Source organism: Bradyrhizobium centrolobii, assembly GCF_001641635.1.
GTDB classification, from domain to species: Bacteria; Pseudomonadota; Alphaproteobacteria; order Rhizobiales; family Xanthobacteraceae; genus Bradyrhizobium; species Bradyrhizobium centrolobii.
The window spans coordinates 84060-108999 of the sequence record NZ_LUUB01000051.1 but is presented as its reverse complement, the minus strand read 5'-3'; the positions used below and the strand labels follow the sequence as shown (position 1 = coordinate 108999).

Annotated in this window: 20 protein-coding genes and 1 pseudogene; 19 read left to right on the top strand and 2 right to left on the bottom strand. The window is 64.9% G+C overall.

Translation table 11 applies throughout. The annotated features are described in order from the left end of the window. Positions 1-165 precede the first annotated feature (165 nt). Positions 166-609: an SRPBCC family protein gene (locus AYJ54_RS14050; RefSeq protein ID WP_063699491.1), complete on the top strand. Its 444-nt coding sequence runs from the start codon at positions 166-168 to the stop codon at positions 607-609. 274 nt (positions 610-883) lie between these two features. Here AYJ54_RS14050 and AYJ54_RS14045 read toward each other — a convergent pair whose 3' ends face one another. Further along, positions 884-2215 (bottom strand): Hsp70 family protein, encoded by a 1332-nt coding sequence (locus tag AYJ54_RS14045; RefSeq protein ID WP_063699490.1) that lies wholly within the window; start codon positions 2213-2215, stop codon positions 884-886. Between the two features lie 367 nt (positions 2216-2582). Between AYJ54_RS14045 and AYJ54_RS51275 the strand changes: the two genes are divergently transcribed. The 14 genes from AYJ54_RS51275 to AYJ54_RS13975 all read left to right on the top strand — a co-directional run bounded on the left by AYJ54_RS51275 (position 2583) and on the right by AYJ54_RS13975 (position 18907). After that, positions 2583-2720 (top strand): hypothetical protein, encoded by a 138-nt coding sequence (locus AYJ54_RS51275; RefSeq protein ID WP_201724186.1) that lies wholly within the window; start codon positions 2583-2585, stop codon positions 2718-2720. A gap of 246 nt (positions 2721-2966) precedes the next feature. Then, positions 2967-4253, top strand: a complete 1287-nt coding sequence (gene oxlT / locus AYJ54_RS14040; protein WP_063699489.1) for an oxalate/formate MFS antiporter — start codon at positions 2967-2969, stop codon at positions 4251-4253. Between the two features lie 261 nt (positions 4254-4514). After that, on the top strand, positions 4515-5837 hold the full coding sequence (gene oxlT, locus AYJ54_RS14035; protein ID WP_063699488.1) for an oxalate/formate MFS antiporter: 1323 nt from the start codon (positions 4515-4517) through the stop codon (positions 5835-5837). Positions 5838-6027: 190 nt separating this feature from the next. After that, positions 6028-6453, top strand: coding sequence for a CBS domain-containing protein (locus AYJ54_RS14030; RefSeq protein ID WP_063699487.1), 426 nt, complete (start codon positions 6028-6030; stop codon positions 6451-6453). Between the two features lie 108 nt (positions 6454-6561). Then, the gene (locus AYJ54_RS14025; RefSeq protein WP_063699486.1) at positions 6562-7581 is read left to right on the top strand and encodes a 2-dehydropantoate 2-reductase; all 1020 of its coding nucleotides are present in this window, start codon (positions 6562-6564) and stop codon (positions 7579-7581) included. After that, complete coding sequence (locus tag AYJ54_RS14020; protein ID WP_136623675.1) at positions 7578-8366, top strand: fumarylacetoacetate hydrolase family protein; 789 nt, start codon at positions 7578-7580, stop codon at positions 8364-8366. Before AYJ54_RS14025 ends, AYJ54_RS14020 begins: the two co-directional genes overlap by 4 nt. Before the next feature lie 68 nt (positions 8367-8434). Further along, on the top strand, positions 8435-8686 hold the full coding sequence (locus AYJ54_RS14015; protein WP_063699485.1) for a hypothetical protein: 252 nt from the start codon (positions 8435-8437) through the stop codon (positions 8684-8686). A gap of 125 nt (positions 8687-8811) precedes the next feature. Beyond that, positions 8812-10902 (top strand): phospholipase D-like domain-containing protein, encoded by a 2091-nt coding sequence (locus AYJ54_RS14005; protein WP_082905655.1) that lies wholly within the window; start codon positions 8812-8814, stop codon positions 10900-10902. Between the two features lie 285 nt (positions 10903-11187). Further along, complete coding sequence (locus AYJ54_RS14000) at positions 11188-11391, top strand: hypothetical protein (RefSeq protein WP_063699483.1); 204 nt, start codon at positions 11188-11190, stop codon at positions 11389-11391. 57 nt (positions 11392-11448) lie between these two features. After that, positions 11449-12102, top strand: a complete 654-nt coding sequence (locus AYJ54_RS13995) for a hypothetical protein (protein WP_063699482.1) — start codon at positions 11449-11451, stop codon at positions 12100-12102. Between the two features lie 522 nt (positions 12103-12624). After that, positions 12625-13620 (top strand): NAD(P)H-dependent flavin oxidoreductase, encoded by a 996-nt coding sequence (locus AYJ54_RS13990; protein WP_063699481.1) that lies wholly within the window; start codon positions 12625-12627, stop codon positions 13618-13620. A gap of 208 nt (positions 13621-13828) precedes the next feature. Then, positions 13829-14797: a zinc-binding dehydrogenase gene (locus tag AYJ54_RS13985; protein ID WP_063699480.1), complete on the top strand. Its 969-nt coding sequence runs from the start codon at positions 13829-13831 to the stop codon at positions 14795-14797. Positions 14798-14976: 179 nt separating this feature from the next. Beyond that, entirely contained in the window at positions 14977-16350 is a 1374-nt protein-coding gene (locus tag AYJ54_RS13980) for a cation diffusion facilitator family transporter (protein ID WP_063699479.1), read from the top strand. Positions 16351-16576: 226 nt separating this feature from the next. After that, complete coding sequence (locus AYJ54_RS13975) at positions 16577-18907, top strand: PAS domain-containing sensor histidine kinase (RefSeq protein ID WP_063699478.1); 2331 nt, start codon at positions 16577-16579, stop codon at positions 18905-18907. Positions 18908-18914: 7 nt separating this feature from the next. On the opposite strand, the gene AYJ54_RS13970 is transcribed toward AYJ54_RS13975, so the two are convergent. Beyond that, positions 18915-19808 (bottom strand): LysR family transcriptional regulator, encoded by an 894-nt coding sequence (locus tag AYJ54_RS13970; protein WP_063699477.1) that lies wholly within the window; start codon positions 19806-19808, stop codon positions 18915-18917. A gap of 223 nt (positions 19809-20031) precedes the next feature. Here AYJ54_RS13970 and AYJ54_RS13965 point away from each other — a divergent pair, with 223 nt between their 5' ends. The 4 genes and pseudogenes from AYJ54_RS13965 (at position 20032) to fdhF (ending at position 24940) form a co-directional block, all read left to right on the top strand. Beyond that, a complete protein-coding gene (locus AYJ54_RS13965; protein WP_063699476.1) occupies positions 20032-20508 on the top strand; it encodes a formate dehydrogenase subunit gamma in 477 nt (158 codons plus the stop codon). Next, a pseudogene (locus AYJ54_RS52300) lies at positions 20505-20802 on the top strand (formate dehydrogenase); the annotation flags it as partial. The gene AYJ54_RS13965 and the pseudogene AYJ54_RS52300, both read left to right, overlap by 4 nt. 1 nt (position 20803) lies before the next feature. After that, positions 20804-22056, top strand: a 1253-nt coding sequence (locus AYJ54_RS13960) for a complex I 51 kDa subunit family protein (protein WP_245329007.1), incomplete at its 5' end; no start/stop codon positions are given. Between the two features lie 10 nt (positions 22057-22066). Beyond that, positions 22067-24940 (top strand): formate dehydrogenase subunit alpha, encoded by a 2874-nt coding sequence (fdhF, locus tag AYJ54_RS13955; protein ID WP_063699475.1) that lies wholly within the window; start codon positions 22067-22069, stop codon positions 24938-24940.

The following is a 24940-nucleotide window of genomic DNA, read 5'->3' as shown; positions in this document are numbered from 1 at the left end:
CTTCCTGGGCGAGACCGGACACCGAGTGCGGTGGGCGCCCTCAACAGACTCTGGCAGGAAAATCTGAGATGTCGTGTCGGGCCGGCAGCGTCTCGCTCGTCCTCGGGGCATGAATGGGCGACAGATGTCAATACCCTGCCCATCAATGCAAGAGGATGAACGCTTATGCCCAACACTGTACGCCTGCACCGCGTTTTGGCGACCAGCCCGGAGAAAGTCTACCGCGCCTTTCTTGAGGGGGACGCGCTGGCGAAATGGCTTCCGCCCAACGGCTTTGCCTGCACCGTCCATCACCTCGAGCCCAAGGTCGGGGGTACGTTCAGAATGTCCTTCCGCAACTTCACGACCGGCAACAGCCACGCGTTCGGCGGTGAATATCTCGAGCTCATTCCGGGCGAACGGCTGTGCTACACCGACAAGTTCGACGACCCCAACCTGCCCGGCGAACTTCAGGTCACCGTAACGCTGAAGAAAGTCTCCGTCGGCACCGAGCTGGACGTGACGCAGGCTGGCATACCGGACGTCATCCCGCCGGAGGCCTGCTATCTCGGCTGGCAGGAATCGCTGCGAAACCTGGCAAGGCTCGTCGAGCCCGAGATCAACCAATAGGGCTAAGCGAAATGGCGTTAGGTTGAATCGATGTGGGCCGCGGGCTCGTTCAACCTCTCCCGCTTGCGGGGGGAGGCATAGGCCGCCTTCGGCGGCCGTTCTCTTTAGAGACGCCGAGGCAAGGCCTCGGCTGTGGCGAAGCGCCGGGTGGGGGCTTTTTCCACGTTGGAAGTCCCGATTGCGGAGACACCCCCACCCCACCCCTCCCCCCGCAAGCGGGAGAGGGAGCGCACCCCCCTTTCGTGCCAGAAATCGAGCCTGGTCTCATCGCACTTTACGCGCCCGCCTTCGACTTGAGCCCGCCGGCTGCGGCCCAGCGGTCCGGGTCGGGACTGTGTCCGATCAGGGCGAGGCCGTAAGCGATCGACTCGAACTGATCCCCCGACATCAGCCGTTCGTTGCCGAACCGCTCGGCGAACAGCCGCCGGACGGCGGGCACGAAGGAGGTGCCGCCGGTCAAGAACACCTTTTCCACCTCGCGCGCGGTGATGCCGGCCTCGCCCAGCACCTTGTCGATGGTGGCGCCGAGCCGGGCGATATCGTCGGCAATCCAGGTTTCGAAGTCGTTCCGTGTGATGGTTGAGCGAATATCGACCCCGCCTCCATTGAAGTGAAAGTCCACCTCATCCCGGGCCGACAGCGCGACCTTGGCGTCGGACACCGCGCGGTACAACGAAAAGCCGAGGTCGAGGTCGACGATGGTGATGAAATCCTGGAGCGGGGCCGGCTTCAGCGCGGTGCGTGAAAGCTCCCGCAGCTCGCGCAACTCGCCGCTGCTCTTCATCATCGCGAGTTGATGCCAGCGCGCGAGATTGGTGTAGTAGCTGTTGGGGAGCGGCAGCACCTTGTCGAATGAGCGGAAGCTAGAGCCCTTTCCCAGGCGCGGCGAGACGACATGGTCGACGATGCGGTAATCGAACGTGTCGCCCGCGATGCCGATGCCGGCATGGCCGAGCGGCTCGGCGCGCAAGCTGCCGCCTGCGCGCGAGAAACGCATTACGGAGAAATCGCTGGTGCCGCCGCCGAAATCCGCAACCAATACGGTGGCATCGCGCTCCAGCCGGCGCGCGAAGGAGAATGCCGCTCCCACAGGCTCGTAGACATAGCGCGCGTGGCCGGCGCCTAGGCGTTCGAACGCGGCCCGATAGCGCTGCATCGCCAGTGCCTCGTCGGGATTGCCACCGGCGAAGCGCACGGGGCGGCCGACCGCGATGTTTGCCGCCTCGAAGCCGAACCGGTCTCCGCCGTGGCGCGCCAGCGTCCGCAGGAACGCCGCGAGAATATCCTCGAACTTGTAGCGCTGGCGGAACACCTGGGTGGAATTGAAGCTGTGACTTCCAGCGAAGGTCTTGAACGACTGGAGGAAGCGGTAGACGTGGCGTCCTTCGAGAAACTGTTCGATCGCCCACGGGCCACCTTCGGCGTGAGCTCCGCTTCCCGGCCGGTCCTCCCAGAAGCACAGGGCCGACACGTAGACGCTGTGCCGTCGTCCGCCATGATCGAAGCGAATGGCCTCGACCCGGCGGTCGTCCGTCGCGAGCGCGACGACCGTATTGCTGGTTCCAAAATCGATGCCGATCGAGACGGCGGGCGAGGCGCTCGACATGAACCACTCTGACAGGTGATTGGAAAAGGGGGCAGACCACTACCGGCTTTGCTTTGCCCTGCCAAGGCCCCGGTCGATTGCGGTCCGGCCGGAATTCGCATCCATGGCCGCGCCGGTCCGCTTCAGTCGGAACAATGCGGCCCAGCTGCCACGTCTTTCAGTGACGGAAGGCAGTTTGCAGCCCCGTTTGGGCAGCTTTTTGGCAATTTTAAACCCCGAACAGCCCCTTTAACGGACCGTTATGCTGCAATGCGGGATAGCGCATGCTGCTATGCAATGACATGAGTAGACACTGGTATCTGGTATACATAGGTTAGTCGTCGAAATGAGACAGCGATACTGACTGTCTCGAGAAAGGGAATCACCGATGTCCAAGACCGCTTCCGTTGCGCTCCAGCCGTCCTCCTCGCTGCTCGCCCGCCTGATCGCCGCCCTCGACCGCCTCCTGATGGCCAGCGCCGAGATCTCCAACCGCAACGGCGACCTGCCCCGCTTCGGCTTGTAAGCATTCGCTTTTCCCGCATTGCGGGAAAGCGGCACCGGCTTCAGAACCGTCAACATGCTACTTTTGATGAATGGCCCCGCACGTCGGGGCCATCTCTATTTGAGCGGTCCCGAGTCACAGCTGCAGCTAGGAAGGACTGCGGCATTTGCGCACGGTGACCGGACCGGCGCTTGAACCTTGGCATAATGAATACAAGAATGCCGCTCCAGCGCTCGCATAAAAATTAGAGGCGCCACGGGAGGCTTTATGACGGACATGGTGCAGGCAACGGCCCCTACAGCCGCGCGCGTCAGCGACACTTTTCGCTGGGCGCAATTGGCGATCGGTGTAGCGGCCATGGTGATGATCGCCAATTATCAATATGGCTGGACGTTCTTCGTCCCGGACATCCAGAAAACCTTCGGTTGGGATCGAGCCTCGATCCAGTGGGCCTTCACGCTGTTCGTCCTGTTCGAGACCTGGCTCGTTCCGGTCGAGGGATGGTTCGTTGACAAATATGGTCCGCGCATCGTCGTGCTCGTTGGCGGCGTGCTCTGCGCGATCGGCTGGGTGATCAACGCCAAGGCCACCACGCTCAATGGTTACTATCTCGGCATGATCATCGCGGGCATCGGCGCCGGCGGCGTCTACGGCACCTGCGTCGGCAACGCGCTGAAATGGTTTCCTGACAAGCGCGGTCTTGCCGCGGGCCTCACGGCCGCGGGCTTCGGTGCGGGCTCCGCGCTGACCGTCGCGCCGATCCAGGCCATGATCAAGGACAGCGGTTTCCAGAGCACCTTCCTCTATTTCGGCCTCGGACAGGGCATCATCATCTGCATCCTCGCCTTCTTCCTGCTCGCGCCGAAGCCGGGCCAGGTGCCGAACGTGGTGGCGAATGCGGCGCTGGTGCAGAGCCGGCGCAACTTCCAGCCGACCGAAGTGCTGCGCCAGCCGATCTTCTGGCTGATGTACTTCATGTTCGTGATCGTCGGCGCCGGCGGCCTGATGGTGACGGCGAACCTGAAGCCGATCGCGGTCGACTGGAAGGTCGACAACATCCCGGTCACGCTGATCGGCATGACCATGACCGCGGTGACGTTCGCAGCGACGATCGACCGCGTGCTCAATGGCCTGACGCGTCCGTTCTTCGGCTGGATCTCCGACATGATCGGCCGCGAGAACACGATGTTCCTCGCCTTCGGCATGGAAGGCATCGGCATCTGGATGCTCTACCTCTGGGGCCATGATCCCATCTGGTTCGTGCTGCTGTCGGGCTTCGTGTTCTTTGCCTGGGGCGAGATCTACTCGCTGTTCCCCTCGACCTGCACCGACACGTTCGGCGCGAAGTTCGCGACTACCAATGCCGGCCTGCTCTACACGGCGAAGGGCACCGCCGCGCTCTTGGTGCCGATCGCGAACCTGATGCAGCAGACCTCGGGCCATTGGGACAACGTGTTCATCATCGCGGCCGGCGCCAACATCCTGGCCTCGCTGCTCGCGATCCTGGTGCTGAAGCCCTGGCGCAAGACGGTGGTCGCGCGCGCAACCGTCTGACCCGCTCTTAACCGACCCTACGTGCTACAAGCGCCCGGCCCTCGGCCGGGCGCTTTCGTTTTGACCGAATCTCACTTGATTCCGTAAAACCGAAGGGAACCGCGCATTTTCTTGCAGGCGGGCGCAAGATAGGGCTTGCTTTCTGGGATATGGTATACCAAGCTGCCCGCCGCGCTTGCGACGATAAGCCACAAGATTTGCGACATCAGGTCATCTTGGCAACCTGGGTCGCCACCAGACAGGCGCCTTGGGAGGTTGTTGATGATTTCCAACATCGAGGGCGCCGTCACTGCTGCGCCCCTTCGTACCGGTTTCCGTTGGCTCCAGCTCGGCATGGGCATCGTCTGCATGGCGATGATCGCCAACCTGCAATATGGCTGGACGCTGTTCGTCGATCCGATCGATGCGGTCCACCATTGGGGACGCGCCGCGATCCAGCTTGCCTTCACCATCTTCGTCGTCACCGAGACCTGGCTCGTTCCGATCGAGGCATGGTTCGTCGACAAATACGGCCCGCGCATCGTCATCATGTTCGGCGGCGTGATGATCGCGCTCTCCTGGGTGCTCAACTCCTACGCCGACAGCCTCACCCTGCTCTATGCCGCCGCGGTCGTCGGCGGCATGGGCGCGGGCGCGGTCTACGGCACCTGCGTCGGCAATGCGCTGAAATGGTTTCCCGACCGCCGCGGCCTTGCCGCCGGCGCGACCGCTGCCGGCTTCGGCGCCGGCGCCGCGATCACCGTGGTGCCGATCGCAAGCATGATCGCATCGAGCGGCTATCAGAACGCGTTCTTCACCTTCGGCATCGGCCAGGGCTTGATCGTCTTCGTGCTCGCCTTCTTCATCCAGCCGCCGCGGGTCTCGATCCCGCCGAAGAGGAAGCAGCTCAACCTGCCGCAGACCAAGATCGACTTCACCCCGCCGCAGGTGCTGCGCAGCCCTATTTTCTGGGTGATGTATCTCGTCTTCGTCATGGTCGCCTCCGGCGGCCTGATGACCGCGGCGCAGATCGCCCCGATCGCGCACGACTTCAAGATCGCGAACACGCCGGTGACGCTTGCCGGCTTCCAGATGGCGGCGCTGACCTTCGCGATCTCGCTCGACCGCATCTTCGACGGTTTTGGCCGTCCGTTCTTCGGCTGGGTGTCCGACACGATCGGCCGCGAGCACACCATGTTCATCGCCTTCGGCACCGCCGCACTTATGCTGCTGACGCTGTCGGCCTACGGCCACGTGCCGATCGTGTTCGTGCTCGCGACCGCGATTTACTTCGGCGTGTTCGGCGAGATCTACTCGCTGTTCCCGGCGACCTGCGGCGACACGTTTGGTTCGAAGTTCGCTACCACCAACAACGGCATGCTCTACACCGCAAAGGGCACCGCCTCCCTGCTCGTGCCGCTCGCCAGCGTGATCTCGACCGCCTATGGCTGGAAGGCCGTGTTCGTGGTGGCGGTGGCGCTGAATGCGACCGCCGCGCTGATGGCGCTGTTCGTGATCAAGCCGCTGCGCCGCTCCTTCATCCTCGGCAAGGAAGCAGAGAGCGCCAACACCGCGACGGCTAACGCCAAGACCGAGACGGCGTAGCGACCACACGCCTTTTGCATCGGTCAGAAAGGGGCGCTTCGCAGCGCCCCTTTCTTTTTGGTCCGCATTTGCACGCGACAAACGTCAGCATTGCTGCCGCAAGAATTTTCGGATCAACCAAATCCAGCGCTTGACGATTGGCATAATGTATACCAGAATTTCACCGATACATTCACCCAAGGAGGTTGCAATGCTGGTCGGAGACATTCTGCGCAAGAAGACGCCGCGCGTTGTCACGGTGCGGATGAACGAAACGGTGGGTATCGCCGCCAAGCTGATGCGCGCCAACAACATCAGCGCTCTGGTGGTCAAGGACGTCGTCCGCTCGGAGGGCAACACCGCGGTCGGCATGTTCACCGAGCGCGACGTGGTGCGCGCCATCGCCGAGCACGGCGCGAATGGCGTCAACGTCAAGGTCTCGCAGCTCGTGTCGGTGCAGCAGCTCGTCTCCTGCACCTCGACCGACACGATCGAGCACGTGCGGCACCTGATGAACCGGCACCACATCCGGCACCTGCCGGTGATCGACAACTACAGCCTCGTCTCGGTCATCAGCATGCGCGACATCGCGGCCGCCGTCGACGAGGCCACCAACTCTACGCCGCAAGCGGCCTAGGCGACCGCACCATTCCCCTGCGACTTCCGGCCCCGACTCGGACCCGTCCAAGCCGGACCGGATCTTTCGTGCCCAAAAACCCGGTTTCTGCTCCCCCGCGAGGATTTCATGAAGATCTGCATCTACGGCGCCGGCGCGATCGGCGGATATCTCGGTGTTCAGCTCGCGCGCGCAGGCGCGGACGTCAGCCTGATCGCGCGCGGCGCCCATCTCGCCGCGATGCGCGAGCGCGGCCTGACGCTGCTTGCCGGCGGCGAGGAACATGTCGTCCATCCGCGCTGCACGGACAACGCCGCCGAGCTCGGTGTGCAGGACTACGTCATCATCACGCTCAAGGCGCATTCGATCACCGGCGTGATCGAGAAGATGCAGCCGCTGCTCGGGCCGCACACCCGCGTCATCACCGCAGTCAACGGCATCCCCTACTGGTACTTCTACAAGCACGGCGGGAGTTACGAGAACTCGACGCTGGAGAGCATCGACGCGGGCGGGCGGCAGTGGCGCGAGCTCGGCCCCGAGCGCGCCATCGGCTGCATCGTCTATCCCGCGACCGAGATCGAGGCGCCCGGCGTGATCCGCCACGTCTACGGCAACAATTTTCCGCTCGGCGAGCCATCGGGCGAGATCACGCCCGACGTGCAGCGCCTCGCCGACCTGTTCGTCGAAGCCGGCATGAAGGCGCCGGTCCTCGACAACATCCGCGACGAGATCTGGCTCAAACTCTGGGGCAATGTCTGCTTCAATCCGATCAGCGCGCTGACCCATGCGACGCTCGACGTGATCTGCACCGATCCCGCCACGCGCGCGTTGTCGCGCGCGATCATGCTGGAGGCCCAGACGATCGCCGAAACCTTTGGCGTCAAATTCCGTGTCGACGTCGAACGCCGCATCGAGGGCGCCCGCAAGGTCGGCGCGCACAAGACCTCGATGCTCCAGGATCTCGAGCGCGGCCGCCCGATGGAGATCGATCCGCTCGTCTCCGTGGTCCAGGAGATGGGCCGCCTGACCGGCATCGCCACGCCCGCCCTCGACTCGGTGCTGGCGATGGTCACCCAGCGTGCCCGCATCGCCGGCCTCTATGACGGCGTCGCCGCGCCGACCGATCCGCGCGCACTGGCGGTGGCATGATGGCGGGCGAGATGAAGAAATGGCTCCGCTTCCGCCATGGCGGAGCGACCGGGTTCGGAACGCTGACGCCGTCAGGCATCAGCGTGCATGACGGCGAGATGTTCGGCCGCAACGTAGCCAGCGGCAGGACGCTGGCGCTGTCCGAAGTCGAGCTGCTCGCTCCTTGCGCGCCCAGCAAGATCGTCGCGCTCTGGAATAACTTTCACGCGCTCGCGGCCAAGCTCAACCAGCCCGAGCCGCCGGAGCCGCTCTATCTCCTGAAGGCCACGACCAGCATCGCCGCGCCCGGCGCGGTGATCCGCCGCCCCTCCTGTTACGACGGCAAGACCACCTATGAGGGCGAGCTCGGCATCGTCATCGGCAAGACCTGCGCCCGCGTCTCGCCGGCCGAGGCCGATGACTCCATCTTCGGCTACACCTGCGTCAACGACATCACCGCGAACGACATCCTCACCCGCGATCCCACTTTCGCCCAATGGGCGCGCGCCAAGGGCATCGACGATTACGGCCCGTTCGGCCCGGTGATCGCGACCGGCCTCGATCCCGCAGAACTCGTGGTGCGCACCATCCTCAACGGCACGGAGCGGCAGAACTACCCGATCGCCGACATGATCTTCAGCGCGCAGGAGCTCGTCAGCAAAATCTCGCACGACATGACGCTCCTGCCCGGCGATCTCATCGCTGTCGGCACGTCCGTCGGCGTCGGCGTGATGAAAGAGCCGTTGAATACGGTGACCGTCGCCATCGACGGCATCGGCGAGCTCACCAACGAGTTTCGGCTGTAATCGCGTTCCAGGTCCTGCCGTCATTCCGGGGCGCGACGAAGTCGCGAGCCCGGAATCCATTGGGCGGCATGGACTGCGGATCAATCGATTCCGGGCTCGGCGCTGCGCGCCGCCCCGGAATGACGACCGAGGACCGTTGGCGGCCGGCCCTTGATCTCGGTCCCGCTCTCACCCGCGATCTCCTTGCCAAGACGGTCGGCGAGATCGAGGCGAATGGCGGCGTGACGCTCGCCTCACACGTGCAGGCGCTCACCTATCCGCGCCCGATCCGGCGCCTGACGACGACCCGGCGCGTGGTTTCCGTGCCGCACGGCGTATGATACAATCTGTGCGGGAATCCTCTGATCGCAGGTTTTTGTCAGTTGGATTGTAATTTCATCGTCGGCATCGCCACGCAATATGCCGGCCGTCGTTCATGTTGCCGTTCATAGCGGAGGAAGTGTCCATGGCTGCCCGGAAAACCACCAAGTCTGCCAGGAAGACCAAGTCTCGCGCCGCAAGCGCCAACCGCACCAAGTCCAAGTCTGCCAAATCCAAGTCGAAAGCAAAGTCAAAATCCAAGTCGGCAGCCAAGACCAAGAAGGCCGCGACCAAATCCATGGCCAGCAAGTCCAAGGCCAGCAAGTCCAAGCCGAGCAAGACGAAAACGGCGTCCAGCCCCAAACCGAAGACCGCAACGCCGGCGAAGGGCAAGCCCAAGCCGCCGACCACGACATCGCCGACCACGACGTCGCCAGCGCCGGTCGTCGCCCCGCCGCCAGTGACGGCGCCCGCATCCTCAAATCCGCCGCCGGCCGCACCCTCGGGCTTCGAGGTCGTCGGCACCAACGCCAACGCGCTGTTCACGTTGAAGCTGCATCGCGGCGACGGCATGACGCTGCTCGCGATGAACTGGAAGCATGGCCAGCCACCGCAGGATTTCGTCGGCTTTGCGATCGAGTATCAGGAGCCTGGCGGGACCCAGTTTTTTGCGCTGAAGAACCGGCTCGGCTTTCTCGATGCATCCGGCAACGTCAATCCTGCGACGCTTTCGACCCTGGAATCGCCGATCCAGAAATTCCGCTGGGTGCACTTCCCCCGCAATGCCGAACTCGCCGGCGACTTTATCTATCGCGTCACGCCGATGTTCATGGATGCGAACGACAAGCTCAGCAAGGGCGAGCCGCAACAAGCCCCGATCCAGCTCGCGCGCGAAACCTATCCCGGCATCGCCAACGTCACCTTCACGCGCGGCTTCGTCTCCTCGCAGGCCTTTGTCGACCGCTATCTGGTGCACGGCCCCATCGAGACGCTGGTGGCGCCGGTCGCCGCCGGAGGGCTCAACTTTACCCCGACCCACCCCGACACGGCCGCGGCGCTCGCCTGGATGGGTTTTGAGGCGCGCTCCGCGATCCTGGAGACCCTGGACCAGGCCATCGCCGACGACCAAGCCGAGGTCCGCGTCATCGCCTACGACTTCAATCTGCCCGAGATCCTCGATCGCCTTGAGAAGCTCGGATCCCGCGTCAAGGTCATCATCGACAACAGCAAGGACCATGGAGAGCCGACCTCCGCCGAAGCCCAGGCGGAGGCTCGCCTGGTGACCTCGGCAGGTCGGACCAACGTGTTGCGCCAGCACATGGGGAGTCTTCAGCACAACAAGACCATCGCGGTGAACGGCAAGACCGTGAAGAAAGTCGTGTTCGGTTCGACCAACCTGTCCTGGCGCGGCTTTTACGTGCAGGCCAACAACGCCCTGGTGGTGACCGGTCAGACCCCGGTCGACCTGGCCTTCGCCGCCTTCGACAACTATTTCAAGCCGGCCCAGGGCAACCCGCCGAAGAACAACGACGTCGCGGGCTTCGGCGCAAAGCCGTCCGCGGACTGGAACGATCTTCGCCTTCCCGGCATCGACGCCAAGGCGACGTTCTCGCCGCACAGCGCCGGCAACGCCAAGCTTGAGGAAATCGCGACCGACATCGAGAAGAATACGACGTCGTCGCTCCTCTATTCGCTCGCCTTCCTGTTCGAGACGCCCGGCGCCGTGCATGACGCCATCGCGGCAGTCACCGCCAACAACAACATCTTCGTCTACGGCATATCCGACAAGAAGGTCGGCGGCCTCGACGTCCAGGACCCGAACGGAAACGTCGCGCCCGTCTTTGCGGCGGAGCTCGGCAAGGACGTGCCGGAGCCGTTCAAGTCCGAGCCGACCGGCGGCACCGGCACGCGCATGCATCACAAGTTCACCGTGATCGACTTCGACAAGCCGACCGCACGCGTCTATCTCGGGTCATACAATTTCTCCGAGCCCGCCGATCGCAAGAACGGCGAGAACCTCCTGATCATCAGGGACCGTCGCATCGCCGTGTCTTACATGATCGAGGCGCTCAGCCTGTTCGACCATTACTCGTTCCGGGTCGCCCAGAAGACCGCCGCCGAGAAGGGCCAGAAGCTGCACCTGGCAAGGCCCCCGCGTGCGGCGGGTGAGAAGCCGTGGTGGGACGACGACTTCACGGTCGCGCGCAAGATCAAGGATCGCCTGCTGTTTGCCTGACGATGCGAGCCGCCCGCGGCAAGGCGGCCTGCCATCGTCGAACTCAGCCGATCCGCACGCCAGACGGTGGAGCGAAGCCGATGGGTTTCGCTTCGCTCTACCATCCTACGAGCTGACGAACGCGCGGCGCAATGCTGGCATAAATCACACACTTCCCGCGCGCCCGCCATGTGCCGCCAACATGTCCCGCGATTGCCGCACTGCGGACGCATTCCGACGCCCATTTGGGAGGTGTGTCTGGGGGGCACGGCAGGTGATGCCGTGCTTGGACCAACCTTCAGGGGTATGACTGTGAAGAAGATTGTATTTGTCGTGGGCGCAACGCTTGCCCTGGTGACGGTCGCGAACGCCGCGGATCTGCCGCGCCGGCAGCCCGTGCCCGTCTATCCGCAAGGGCCGGCTCCGATCGGCAAGATGCCGATTGGCAAGAGCCCGGTCGGCAAGGCCCCGATCGGCAAGGCGCCCGGCCCGGTCGTATCGCGCTACTGACGCGCAGAATCACAGCGCTTAGATCTGCGTGAACGGCCGACAGTCGAGGGGGCAGAAGTGACGAACAAGCGTTATCGATCGGGATCCTGCCTGGTGGCGGGGTTCGCGCTCGCGGCCATGATCTCGTGCACGATGCCATCGGCTTCGGCCCACGAAGCGAACAAGCGCATCGCTGATGCGAATGCGCTTGTCTCGAACGACACCGGCTCGCGACCGGCGCCACAATCGACGAGGCGATCCGTCGCGAGATCGGAGAAAGGCCCCTATTACGTCGACTTCCGGGCCCGAACGGCCGCGAGCTGGGGCCACGCCTTCGTCTGGTATGGCAAGACCAGCGAGCGCGCCGTCGAGGTCGCGGGCCTCACGCCGGCCGGCGACACGCTTGCCTACATGCTCGGTCATTTGACCTGGGTGCCGTCCGAGACCGGCGCGAGCTACGGCGATCTCGATCCGGAATACCTGACCGCGAGCTACCGCGTCTACCTGAACGAAGCCGATGCCAAACGCGTCTTCGCCTACATCAAGAAGTTGCAGGCTAGCTCGCCGGTCTGGAATGCCGAGACGACCAACTGCACCGGCTTCATCGGCGACATCGCGGAGTTCATGGGATTGAAGGTCCCGTACCGCTGGCAGCGCCCTGAGAACTTCGTCAACCGCCTCAAGGAAATGAACGGCGGCCGGCAAGTGGTGCGGCTCTCGGCCGAGCAGTAGCTTTCGTGTAGCCCGGATGGAGCGCAGCGAAATCCGGGACCGGTATCACTTCATTGCAGACGCGCCCCCGGATTACGCTTCGCTCCATCCGGGCTACCAGACCCACTCGTAGCTCTCTGTCATTGCCCGCGAAGGCGGGCAATCCAGTATTCCAGAGACAGCGCGGGGATACGGATGGGCCGCGGCGTACTGGATGCCCCGGTCAAGCCGGGGCATGACAGCGGTGGGTAGGGCAGCGTCGGTGCCCACACTCGTCATTGAAGCAGTGCGCACAACACCTGCCAACGTCGTCCTGGCGAAAGCCAGGACGACAGCGGAGGACTGGAAGACGTCTGCGCATCTCGGAGACGGACAAGATCGCCGCAATTATCCGTCCCGCGGAATCACCCCCACTTCCCGCATGATCGCCCCGCCCCCAACCGCACGCCGCTGCAATAGACTTTTGCCAACCCGGGCGGCATCCTGCCGCCGACGTCAACCGATAACATAGCCCGCGGGACCAGCGGGCGGGGGAAACAGATCATGTTGCAGACACGGTTCACGAAGCTTGTCGGCGTCGAGCACCCGATCGTCCAGGGCGGCATGCAATGGGTCGGGCGCGCCGAGCTGGTCGCCGCCGTTGCCAGTGCCGGCGCGCTCGGCTTCATCACAGCGCTGACCCAGCCGACACCGGAGGACCTCACGAAGGAGATCGCGCGCTGCCGCGACCTCACCGACAAGCCCTTTGGCGTGAACCTCACCATCCTGCCCGCGATCAAGCCGCCGCCTTACGCCGAATACCGGGCCGCCATCATCGAGAGCGGCATCAAGGTGGTCGAGACCGCCGGCAACAAGCCACAGGAACATGTCGACGAGTTCAAGAAGCACGGCGTCAAGATCGTGCACAAATGCACCAGCGTCCGTCACGCGCTCTCGGCCGAACGCATGGGCGTCGACGCGATCTCGATCGACGGCTTTGAATGCGCCGGCCACCCCGGCGAGGACGACACGCCCGGCCTGATCCTGATTCCGGCCGCCGCCAACAAGGTCAAGATCCCGATGATCGCCTCGGGCGGCTTTGCCGATGCGCGCGGCCTGGTCGCCGCGCTGGCGCTCGGGGCCGACGGCATCAACATGGGCACCCGCTTCATGGCGACCCAGGAGAGCCCCATTCACCAGCTCATCAAGGAGAGGATCGTCGCCAACGACGAGCGCGAGACCGAGCTGATCTTCCGCACCATGCGCAACACCTCGCGCGTCGCCAAGAACGCGATCTCGACCAAGGTCGTCGCCATGGAAAAGGAAGGCGCCAAGTTCGAGGACATCCGCGAGCTCGTTGCGGGTGCCCGTGGCAAGATGGTCTATGCCACCGGCAACTCCGACGAGGGCATCTGGTCGGCCGGCCAGGTCCAGGGCCTCATACAGGACATTCCGACCTGCGCCGAGCTCGTCTCCCGCATCGTGCGCGAGGCTGAGGCCATCATCAGGAACCGGCTCGACGGCATGATCGTTCAGTCCAAGGCGCAAGCTGCTGAGTGAGAACTTTAAGGACGACCCATAACTATCGCGCGGCGAAGGCGCCTTCCCTCTCCCCCGTTCTTTCGGAGAGAGGGTCGGGTGAGGGCTCTATCCCACAAAGGCAGCGACAGCCGAATGTACGGAAGCTCCCCTCTCCGCGCAGGGCGGGGAGAGGCGAAGTGACATCGCACATGCTTAAACCAGTTCATCAAACGCAAGAGAGTAATACATGAAGGCTTACGTCTACGGCCCTGATGGAGCTACGATTTCCGACGTCGCTCAACCAACACCTAAAGGCACTCAGGTGCTGGTTCGCGTTCGCGCCTGCGGTTTGAATCGCGCCGACACCGGCATGCGCAAAGGCCACGCCCATGGCGCGGCCGGCGGCGTCGGCACCGTTCTCGGCATGGAATGGGCCGGCGAAGTCGCCGCACTCGGGCCGGATGCGAAGGGCGTCACGGTCGGCGACCGCATCATGGGCTCGGGCGGCGCGGCGTTCGCCGAGTACACGCTGGCCGACCATGGCCGCCTGTTCCGCGCGCCCTCGAACATGAACTTCGAGGAAGCCGCCACCCTCCCCGTCGCGCTCGCGACCATGCATAACGCCGTCGTGACCGTCGGCGGCGTGCAGCCCGGGCAAGCCGTGCTGATCCAGGGCGCCAGCTCCGGCGTCGGCCTGATGGCGATGCAGATCGCCAAGCTCAAGGGCGCCAAGCTCGTGATCGGCTCGTCGACCGACGCCTATCGCCGCGGCCGGCTGACCGAATACGGCGCCGATCTCGCGATCGACTCCTCCGACCCCGGCTGGGTCGACCAGGTTCTGAAGGCGACCGGCGGCGAAGGCGTCGACCTCATCGTCGACCAGGTCTCCGGCAAGGTCGCGAGCCAGAACCTCGCCGCAACGAAGGTCAAGGGTCGCATCGTCAATGTCGGCCGGCTCGGCGGCACCCATGCCGACTTCAACTTCGACCTGCACGCCGCGCGCCGCATCAACTACATCGGCGTCACCTTCCGCACCCGCACCATCGAGGAGGTCCGCGAGATCTTCGACGAGGTCCGGAAGGACATCTGGGGCGCGGTCGAGTCGCGAAAGCTGCAACTGCCGATCGACAAGGTGTTCGCCTTCGACGACATCGACAAGGCGTTCGAGCACATGGAGGCCAACAAGCATCTGGGGAAGATCGTCGTGACGTTGTGAGGGGTGACCGTCATTCCGGGGCGATGCGCAGCACGAACCCGGAATCTCGAGATTCCGGGTTCGGCTCTACGAGCCGCCCCGGAATGACAATGCCGGAGGCCCCGCTCCTGCAACTCACTTGCGACTAGACCTGTGGACCGCGGCTTGATGTTCGCCGACGGGCTGCTAAATCCCCCGCCATGACCTCCCAGCACAACAAGACGTCGGTCGCAGCGATCTCGATCTTCGCCAGCGGCGGCATGGCGGCGGCCAAGTTCGCGGTCGGGATCGCGATCGGCTCGCTCGCGCTGATCTCCGAAGCCCTGCACTCCTCGATCGACCTCGTGGCGACCATCATCACCTGGGCGGTGGTGCGGGTGTCCGACAAGCCCGCGGACGACGAGCATCATTACGGCCACGGCAAGCTCGAAAGCATCTCCGCGCTCGGCGTCACCGCCCTGCTCTACGTGCTCGCCGGCGGCATCCTGGTCGAGGCCTATAGCCGCCTGCGCGAGGGAACGCCGCCGCCGACGATTTCGGCCGTGCCGTTCGTCGTGCTGGTGATCGACATCGTCGTCAACCTGTGGCGCGCACGGGCACTGCACCGTGCCGCACGGGAGACGCGGAGCCAGGCCCTCGCCGCCGATGCGCTGCATTTCGCCTCCGACGTCATGGGCTCGTTCGCCGTGATCGTGGGCCTGATCCTCGCCGCCCTCGGCTTCTGGTGGGGCGACTCGGCGGCGGCCGCCGCGGTTGCCGTGATGATCGCCCTGCTCGGCCTGCGCATGGCCGGGTCGACGGTGCAGACGCTGGTCGACCGCGCGCCGGAAGGCGCGCAGGAAAAGGCGACGGCCGCGATCCGCGGCGTCCCCGGCGTGATCGACGTCGAGCGGCTGCGGGTGCGCATGGTCGGGGCGACCACTTTCATCGACACCATCGCCAAGGTGCCGCGAACCTATCCGATCGACCGCGTCGAGGACATCAAGCGCAACGCGCAAGTAGCCGTCGGCAAGGCGTTCGGCGATGCCGACCTCACCTTCACCGCCGTCCCCGTCGCCCGCAACAACGAGACCGTGCGCGACCGCATCATGGTGATCGCGCGCAATTCGGGCCTCGCCATCCACCACGTCACGGTGCACGACCTCGGCGCCAAGCTGATCGTCGGCATCGACCTCGAGGTCGACGGCGAGATGCCACTCGTGGCCGCCCACGACGTCGCCAACACGCTGGAGCGCAACATCAAGGAGGAATTCGGCGAGGACGTCGAGGTCGACGTCCATATCGAGCCGCTGGACCCGGAGCTGCCGTTCGGCGTCGATGCGTCGCCGGACCGGGTGCAGACCATCGCAGCCGCGCTCGCGGACTACGCGCACGGCGGCGATATCCATGACATCCACAACGTCCGCGTCCGCAACACCGATGCCGGCGAGATCGTGAACTTTCACTGCCGCGCTGCGCCGTCGATGAGCGTGATCAAGGTGCACCAGCAGGTCGACGCGATCGAGCGCGGGTTGCGCCGCGCCTTCCCGAGCGTGAAGCGCGTGATCAGTCACGCCGAACCGCCGCGCGGATGAGGCGGTGAATACAGAGGAGTCACACGTTCCCGTTTCGGACTCAGCGCTCACGTGAAAATGCGGCGCGCGACCTGCGAACTCTCCATTGGATAAGAATTATTTCGCGTTAACGATTCGTTGACTCTCGACAGGCCGCGAAAACTGGATTCAAATCGCTGTGATTCGGAAGCGAGCGGGGGCTTCATTCCGAATTGTGGTGCAGCAAGATCTCCTGGGGGCCGAAGGCATGCCGCGCGCAGACGCCGCGAGCGCGTGCGTCCAATCCGATTCGATCAAGGGATTGGCGCAATCGATCGCGAAACCGGCCTACCACCGGCTCTTGATCGCCGAGCCGGCGCTGCGGCGCGCCGTGCCTACGCTCATCATCGCCTTCCTCATCACCATCTGCCTCGGCGCCTTCGTCCAGGTCGCCGACCAGACCCGCCAGAAGCGCGCGGTGATGCGGCGCGACATCGCGGCGCTCGCCGACCTGCTCGCCGAGCGGATCGACCGCCTCACCTCCGCGCGCATGGAGCGGCTGAAGAACATCGAGAACCTGCCGACGCTCTTGCCCGATCTCATTCCGTCCTGGGGGACGGCCTCGGGCCGCCACGTCATCGTCACCACGGCCGGCGTCGACCGCCGCATCCTCGCCCGCATTCCCGTCGACGCCGATCCGGCCGGCAATGACCGCCTGCTCGATGCGATCACCACCGCGCAGTTGCTGGCGACACCGCCGCGCGACGCCAACGTCCCCGACATGACGCTGCCGAACGGCAACGCCGCGATGGTGACGTCGCGCCCGATCCGGTCACTGCCAGGCCAGATCACCGTGATCCAGGAGCGCAACGAGCCGATCTGGGGCTCGGATGCGGCGCTCTCGGTGACGCTGTCGGCGACCACCGGCTTCGTCGTCCTGATCCTCGGCTTCGCCTTCCACTGGCAGTCGACCCGCGCCCGCGAAGGCGACCTGATCAACGACGCCGTGCGCGGCCGGATCGACACCGCGCTCAACCGCGGCCGCTGCGGCCTGTGGGACTGGGACCTCTCGCGCGGCAGAATCTTCTGGTCGCAATCGATGTTTTCCATGCTCGGCCTCGACGGTCGCAACGAGCTCCTCACCTTCGGCGAGGTCAACGCGCTGGTGAAGTCCGACGATATCGACCTGTTCGAGATCGCCGACCAGCTCATCTCGGAGAAGATCGATCATATCGACCAGACCTTCCGCATGCAGCATGTCGACGGCCACTGGATCTGGCTCCGCGTCCGCTGCGAGAAGACGCGCGGTGCGACCGACTCCAGCGTGCACCTGATCGGCATCGCGGTCGACATCACCGAGCAGAAGAGCCTCGCAGAGAAGACCGTCGAAGCCGACCTGCGGCTGCGTGACGCGATCGAGACCATTCCGGAGGCCTTCGTGCTGTGGGATGCGAGCGACCGCCTCGTGCTCTGCAACTCGCACTTCCAGCGCCTGCACAAGCTGCCCGACAGCGCCGTCATTCCCGGTACGTCCTACGAGACCGTGCTCGAGGTCGGCCGCATGCCGGAGGTGCGCACCCGCCACAACGAAACCGCCAGCCAGGGCCCGGGCGCGCGCACCTTCGAGGCGCAGCTCGACGATGGAAGCTGGCTGCACATCAGCGAACGCCGCACCAAAGATGGCGGCTACGTCTCGGTCGGCACCGACATCACCCGCATCAAGGAGCACGAGCAGAAGCTCGTCGACAACGATCTGCGCCTGCGCGCCACCGTCATCGACCTCAAGCGCTCGCAGGCGGCGCTCGAGCGTCAGGCGGTCGAGCTCGCCGACCTCGCCGAGAAATACCAGCGGGAGAAGACCCGCGCCGAGGAAGCAAACCAGACCAAGTCGAAATTCCTCGCCAATATGAGCCATGAGCTGCGCACCCCGCTCAACGCGATCATCGGCTTCTCCGAGATCATGGGAAGCGGCATGTTCGGCGAGCTCGGCTCGGAAAAGTACCAGGAGTACTGCCAGGACATCCTGACCAGCGGCCACTATCTGCTCGAGGTCATCAACGACATCCTCGACATGTCCAAGATCGAGGCCGGCCGCATGAAGCTCGACATGGAAGAGCTCGACCTGTCGCGCACGCTTGCGGAATCCCTTCGGGTCGTCTCGGGCCGGGCGGAGGACAAGCACCTGACGCTCGATGCCGACATCGCGAAATCCATCTCCGTCGTCGCCGACCGTCGCGCGACCAAGCAGATCATCGTCAACCTGTTGTCCAACGCGGTGAAGTTCACGCCCGATGGCGGACGCATCGTGGTGCGCAGCCGGCAGCTCGACGACAGGATCGTGCTGATGATCGCCGACACCGGCATCGGAATCGCGCCACATTCGCTGGCGCGGCTCGGGCGTCCCTTCGAGCAGGTCGAGAGCCAGCTCACCAAGACCTATCACGGCTCCGGGCTTGGGCTCGCGATCGCCCGCTCGCTCGCGCAACTCCATGGCGGCTCGATGCGGCTGCGCTCGAAGCTCGAGATCGGCACTGTCGTGCGCGTGACGCTGCCGCGCGATGCCAACAAGGTGACTGCCGGAATCTCGGCGGCGGCGTGAGGTCCGGCTAGACCTGCAGCCCCGGCGCCACTTCGCGCGCGACGTTGACCAGCGCCGCGATCAGCGGCGTCATCGGGTCGCGCTGCGGGATCACCATGCCGATGCTGTAATTGACATCGGGGTCGACGATCGGGATCGAGCGCACGGTATCGGAGAGGCCAAGCGTCTCGGCGAGCTTGGCCGGCATCACGCTCGCCCACCGCCCGGTCTTGACGTGGGTGAAGAGCACGAGCAGCGAGTTCGATGTCAGCGTCGGCGTCGCCTCCGCGCCGACCGAGCGCAGCGCGCGGTCGATGATCCGGCGGTTCTGCATGTCGGGCGTCAAGAGGCACAGCGGCACCTGGCCGACCTCCTTCCAGGTCACCGTCTCGCGGTCTCCGAACATCGCATCCGGCGCGGTCAGGAGGCGATAACTCTCGTTGTAGAGCGGAATGGTGCGCACCTTGCCGATCGGCTCGTTCTCGATGTAGGTCAGCCCTGCATCGACCTCGAGATTTTCGAGTAGCCCCAGCACTTCGGATGACGTCGTGGACTGGATGCGGAAGCGCACCTCGGGATGCTTGGCGCGAAATGGCGTGGTCAGCGAGGCGACCATGCCGAGCACGGTCGGAATCGCCGCGATGCGGATCTCACCGGAAAGCTTGTCCTTCAGCGAGTTGATCTCCTGGCGCATCGCGCGCGCATCGCCCACGATACGCCGCGCCCAGTCCAAGGCGCGCTCGCCTTCAGGCGTAAAGCCCTGGAAGCGGGAGCCGCGCTGGACCAGCATCACGCCCAGGATCTCCTCAAGCTGCTTCAGCCCGGTCGACATCGTCGGCTGGGTGACGCCGCAGGCCTCCGCCGCCCTTCCGAAATGCCGCTCCTTGGCCAATGCCAGCAGCAGTTCAAGCTTGTCGATCAACCGTCCGCCCCCTTGGGTTTGCGCGTGGCATGCAAGTTAGCACGCCCGGCCTGCACCAACACGCAAAAACCGGCAGCCGATACAAGTTTCATTAGCATTCCGTATCGACCGATTGCGCCCGTCAATCGATCCGAATTCCCGATCGCAGCATGAGACGGCTTTATTGATTTTCGAATGATTCCAAATACTCATGGAGCGTCGGACACCGAGTTGAGAATGAAGAATGACAGCGGTTTACGAACCTTGGGATGAAACGCGCGGCGCTGAGATCATCGCCGAACACGCTCAGCAGGAGGGTGCGACGTTGGTCATCCTGCACGCGCTCCAAGAGGCATTCGGCTACGTGCCGGAGGCGGCCATCCCGATGGTGGCGCAAGCTCTCAATCTGTCGCGCGCCGAGGTGCACGGCGTCTTCACGTTCTACCATGATTTCCGCCACAAGCCGGCCGGCCGTCATGTGCTGAAACTCTGCCGCGCGGAAGCGTGCCAGGCTGCAGGCGGCGATGCGCTGGCTGCGCGCGCCGAGGCCAGGCTTGGTGTATCGCTCGGCAACACCACGGCCGACGACCGCGTCACGCTGGAGCCGATCTACTGCCTCGGACTGTGCGCGACCGCGCCGTCCGCGATGCTCGATGGCCGCCTCGTCGGCCGGCTCGATGAAAAGCGCCTCGATGCGCTGGTTGCGGAGGCGCAGCGATGACGATGCGCTTTTTTGTCTCGCGCGACGCAGGTGCGATTGCTGTCGGCGCCGATGAGGTCGCGCTGGCGCTGGAACAGGCTGCGGCGAAGCGCGGTCTTGCCGTCGAGATCGTCAGGACCGGCTCCCGCGGCCTCTACTGGCTGGAGCCGCTGGTCGAGGTCGCAACGCCACAGGGGCGGATCGCCTTCGGCCCGGTCACTGAGACCGATGTGCCCTCCCTGCTCGACGCACTCGCCAGCAATACACCGCATCTGCTGCGGCTCGGCGCGACCGACGAGATCCCCTGGCTGAAGCNCCCGCCTCACCTTCGCCCGCTGTGGCGTAATCGACCCGCGCTCGCTTGACGACTATCGCGACCATGGCGGCTACAAGGGCCTGGAGCGCGCGCTCTCGCTCGCCTCTGATGCGATCCTCACCGAGGTCACAGGGTCCGGCCTGCGCGGTCGTGGCGGCGCGGGCTTCCCGACCGGCATCAAATGGAAGACGGTCGCGCAGGCGAAAGCCGATCGCAAATTCATCGTCTGCAACGCCGACGAGGGCGACAGCGGCACCTTCGCCGACCGCATGATCATGGAAGGCGATCCCTTCCTGGTGATCGAGGGCATGACGATCGCCGCCATCACCGTCGGCGCGACCAAGGGCTACATCTACGTCCGCAGCGAATATCCGCACGCCGTCGAAGCGATGAATGCCGCCATCGCAGCGGCGAAGCGCGGCGGTTATCTCGGCACGAACATCGGCGGCACCACGCAGAGCTTCGACCTCGAGGTACGGGTCGGCGCCGGCGCCTATGTCTGCGGCGAAGAGACTTCGCTGCTAGAGAGCCTCGAAGGCCGCCGCGGCATCGTGCGCGCGAAGCCGCCGCTGCCGGCACATCACGGCCTGTTCGGCAAGCCGACGGTGATCAACAACGTGCTGTCGTTCGCCGCCATCCCCTTCATCCTCGCCGAAGGCGCGAAGGCCTACGCCGATTTCGGCATGGGCCGCTCCCGCGGCACGATGCCGATCCAGCTCGCCGGCAACATCCGCTATGGCGGGCTGTTCGAGACGGCGTTCGGCGTGACACTCGGTGAGCTCGTCGATGACATCGGCGGCGGCACGTTCACGGGTCGCCCGGTGCGCGCGGTGCAGGTCGGCGGCCCGCTCGGCGCCTATTTTCCCCGCGCGCTGTTCGACACGCCGTTCGACTACGAAGCCTTTGCCGCGCGCGACGGCCTGATCGGCCATGGCGGCATCGTCGTGTTCGACGACAGCGTCGACATGCGCAAGCAGGCGCGCTTTGCGATGGAATTCTGCGCCGTCGAATCCTGCGGCAAGTGCACGCCGTGCCGGATCGGCTCGACCCGTGGCGTCGAGACCATCGAGAAGATCATGCGCCGCGAGCGCGTAACGGAAAACCTCGCGCTCGTCGAAGACCTCTGCAACACCATGAAATTCGGCTCGCTCTGCGCACTCGGCGGCTTCACGCCCTACCCGGTGCTCAGCGCATTGAAGCATTTCCGGGAGGATTTCGTCCCGGCGCCGACCACGCTTCAGGCCGCGGAATAGGAGAACGACAATGTCTCTGATCGAAGAAGTCGACCTCGGCACGCCGCGCTCCAAATCGGAAACGATGGTCACGCTGACCATCGATGGCAAGCAGGTCTCGGTGCCCGAGGGTACCTCGATCATGCGCGCGGCGATGGAAGCCGGCCACCAGATCCCAAAGCTCTGCGCGACCGACATGGTCGACGCCTTCGGCTCCTGCCGCCTTTGCCTCGTCGAGATCGAGGGCCGCGCCGGCACGCCGGCCTCCTGCACCACCCCCGTGATGCCCGGCCTCGTCGTGCACACCCAGACCGAGCGGCTGAAGACGCTGCGCAAGGGCGTGATGGAGCTCTACATCTCCGACCATCCGCTCGACTGTCTCACCTGCGGCGCCAACGGTGACTGCGAATTGCAGGACATGGCCGGTGCCGTGGGCCTGCGCGATGTGCGCTATGGCTATGAGGGCGAGAACCACGTTTTCGCCAAGTCCAACAGCGAGGTCAACGCCGCCTGGATGCCGAAGGACGAGTCCAACCCCTACTTCACCTACGATCCCTCCAAGTGCATCGTCTGCTCGCGCTGCGTCCGCGCCTGCGAGGAGGTGCAGGGCACCTTCGCGCTGACGATCTCGGGTCGCGGCTTCGACAGCCGCGTCTCGCCCGGCATGAGCGAGAGTTTCCTCGGCTCCGAATGCGTCTCCTGCGGCGCCTGCGTGCAGGCCTGCCCGACCGCGACGCTGACGGAAAAGTCCGTGATCGAGATCGGCCAGCCCGAGCATTCGGTCGTGACAACCTGCGCCTATTGCGGCGTCGGCTGCGCCTTCAAGGCCGAGATGCGCGGCGAGGAAGTGGTGCGCATGGTGCCGTACAAGGACGGCAAGGCCAACCGCGGCCATTCCTGCGTCAAGGGCCGCTTCGCCTGGGGCTACACCAATCACAAGGAGCGTATTCTCAAGCCGATGATCCGCGAACGGATCGAGGACCCCTGGCGCGAAGTGTCATGGGACGAAGCGTTCTCCTTCGCCGCCACAAAGATGCGCGGCATCCAGAAGAAGTATGGCCGCGACGCCATCGGCGGCATCACCTCGTCCCGCTGCACCAATGAAGAGACCTATCTGGTGCAGAAGCTGATCCGCGCCGGCTTCGGCAACAACAACGTCGATACCTGCGCCCGCGTCTGCCATTCGCCAACCGGCTATGGCCTCGCCACCACCTTCGGCACCTCCGCCGGCACGCAGGATTTCGACTCGGTCGAGGAGACCGACGTCGTCGTCGTGATCGGCGCCAACCCCGCCTCGGCTCACCCGGTGTTCGCCTCGCGCCTGAAGAAGCGGCTGCGCCAGGGCGCGAAGCTGATCGTGATCGATCCGCGCCGCACCGAGATGGTGGAATCGCCGCACGTGAAGGCGCTGCACCTGCCCTTGATGCCCGGCACCAACGTCGCGGTGATGACCGCGCTTGCGCATGTCATCGTCACCGAGGGCCTCGTCAACGAAGCTTTCGTCCGCGAGCGCTGCGACTGGAGCGAGTTCGAGGAGTGGGCCGCATTCGTCGCCCAGCCGAACAACAGCCCGGAGGCGACCGCAATCCTGACCGGCGTCGATCCCAAGGTGCTGCGCGAGGCGGCGCGGACCTACGCAACCGGCGGCAACGGTGCGATCTATTACGGGCTCGGCGTCACCGAGCACAGCCAGGGCTCGACCACCGTGATGGCGATCGCCAACCTCGCGATGGCGACCGGCAATATCGGCCGCCCCGGCGTCGGCGTGAACCCGCTGCGCGGCCAGAACAACGTGCAGGGCTCCTGCGACATGGGCTCGTTCCCGCACGAGCTGCCCGGCTATCGCCACATCGCGGGCGATGCCGTGCGCGAGCAGTTCGAGGCGCTGTGGAACGTCAAGCTCAATCCGGAGCCGGGCCTGCGCATCCCCAACATGTTCGACGCCGCGGTCGAAGGCACCTTCATGGGCCTCTACGTGCAGGGCGAGGACATCCTGCAGTCCGATCCGAACACCTCGCACGTGGTCGCGGCACTGTCGGCGATGGAATGCGTGATCGTCCACGACCTCTTCCTGAACGAGACCGCCAATTACGCCCACGTCTTCCTGCCGGGGTCGAGCTTCCTCGAGAAGGACGGCACCTTCACCAACGCCGAGCGCCGCATCCAGCGCGTGCGCAAGGTGGTGACGCCGAAGAACGGCATGGCCGACTGGGAGGTCACCATCGGCCTCGCCAAGGCCATGGGCTTCGAGATGAACTACAATCATCCGTCGGAGATCATGGACGAGATCGCAGCGCTGACGCCCACGTTCGCAGGCGTCTCCTACGCCAAGCTCGAAGAGCTCGGCTCGGTGCAGTGGCCCTGCAACGAGAAGGCGCCGGAGGGCACGCCGGTGATGCACATCGACGGCTTCGTCCGCGGCAAGGGCAAGTTCGTCGTCACCGAATATGTCGCGACCGACGAGCGCACCGGCCCGCGCTATCCGCTGCTGCTCACCACGGGCCGCATCCTCAGCCAGTACAATGTCGGCGCGCAGACCCGCCGCACCGAGAACGTGGTCTGGCATGCTGAGGACCGGCTCGAAATCCATCCGCACGATGCGGAGCAGCGCGGCGTGCGCGACGGCGACTGGGTGCGGTTGAAGAGCCGCGCCGGCGAGACCACGTTGCGCGCGGAGATCACCGACCGCGTCGCGCCGGGCGTCGTCTACACCACCTTCCACCACCCGGACACGCAGGCCAACGTCATCACCACCGACTATTCGGACTGGGCGACCAACTGTCCCGAATACAAGGTGACCGCTGTGCAGGTCTCGCCGTCGAACGGCCCGTCCGACTGGCAGAAGGCCTATGACGCGCAGGCGCGGCATTCCCGCCGCATCGCGCCGGCCGAGGCCGCGGAGTAG

Excerpts from the sequence above, each read along its gene's own strand:
- AYJ54_RS14015 (WP_063699485.1), top strand. The coding sequence starts at position 8,435 with ATGGACTGCGGATCAATCGATTCCGGGCTCGGCGCTGCGCGCCGCCCC.
- AYJ54_RS14020 (WP_136623675.1), top strand. The coding sequence starts at position 7,578 with ATGATGGCGGGCGAGATGAAGAAATGGCTCCGCTTCCGCCATGGCGGA.
- AYJ54_RS13990 (WP_063699481.1), top strand. The coding sequence starts at position 12,625 with ATGTTGCAGACACGGTTCACGAAGCTTGTCGGCGTCGAGCACCCGATC.
- AYJ54_RS13985 (WP_063699480.1), top strand. The coding sequence starts at position 13,829 with ATGAAGGCTTACGTCTACGGCCCTGATGGAGCTACGATTTCCGACGTC.
- AYJ54_RS14030 (WP_063699487.1), top strand. The coding sequence starts at position 6,028 with ATGCTGGTCGGAGACATTCTGCGCAAGAAGACGCCGCGCGTTGTCACG.
- AYJ54_RS14045 (WP_063699490.1), bottom strand. The coding sequence starts at position 2,215 with ATGTCGAGCGCCTCGCCCGCCGTCTCGATCGGCATCGATTTTGGAACC.
- AYJ54_RS13975 (WP_063699478.1), top strand. The coding sequence starts at position 16,577 with ATGCCGCGCGCAGACGCCGCGAGCGCGTGCGTCCAATCCGATTCGATC.
- AYJ54_RS13980 (WP_063699479.1), top strand. The coding sequence starts at position 14,977 with ATGACCTCCCAGCACAACAAGACGTCGGTCGCAGCGATCTCGATCTTC.
- AYJ54_RS14050 (WP_063699491.1), top strand. The coding sequence starts at position 166 with ATGCCCAACACTGTACGCCTGCACCGCGTTTTGGCGACCAGCCCGGAG.
- oxlT (WP_063699488.1), top strand. The coding sequence starts at position 4,515 with ATGATTTCCAACATCGAGGGCGCCGTCACTGCTGCGCCCCTTCGTACC.
- AYJ54_RS51275 (WP_201724186.1), top strand. The coding sequence starts at position 2,583 with ATGTCCAAGACCGCTTCCGTTGCGCTCCAGCCGTCCTCCTCGCTGCTC.
- oxlT (WP_063699489.1), top strand. The coding sequence starts at position 2,967 with ATGACGGACATGGTGCAGGCAACGGCCCCTACAGCCGCGCGCGTCAGC.
- AYJ54_RS14025 (WP_063699486.1), top strand. The coding sequence starts at position 6,562 with ATGAAGATCTGCATCTACGGCGCCGGCGCGATCGGCGGATATCTCGGT.
- fdhF (WP_063699475.1), top strand. The coding sequence starts at position 22,067 with ATGTCTCTGATCGAAGAAGTCGACCTCGGCACGCCGCGCTCCAAATCG.
- AYJ54_RS14005 (WP_082905655.1), top strand. The coding sequence starts at position 8,812 with ATGGCTGCCCGGAAAACCACCAAGTCTGCCAGGAAGACCAAGTCTCGC.
- AYJ54_RS13965 (WP_063699476.1), top strand. The coding sequence starts at position 20,032 with ATGACAGCGGTTTACGAACCTTGGGATGAAACGCGCGGCGCTGAGATC.
- AYJ54_RS14000 (WP_063699483.1), top strand. The coding sequence starts at position 11,188 with ATGACTGTGAAGAAGATTGTATTTGTCGTGGGCGCAACGCTTGCCCTG.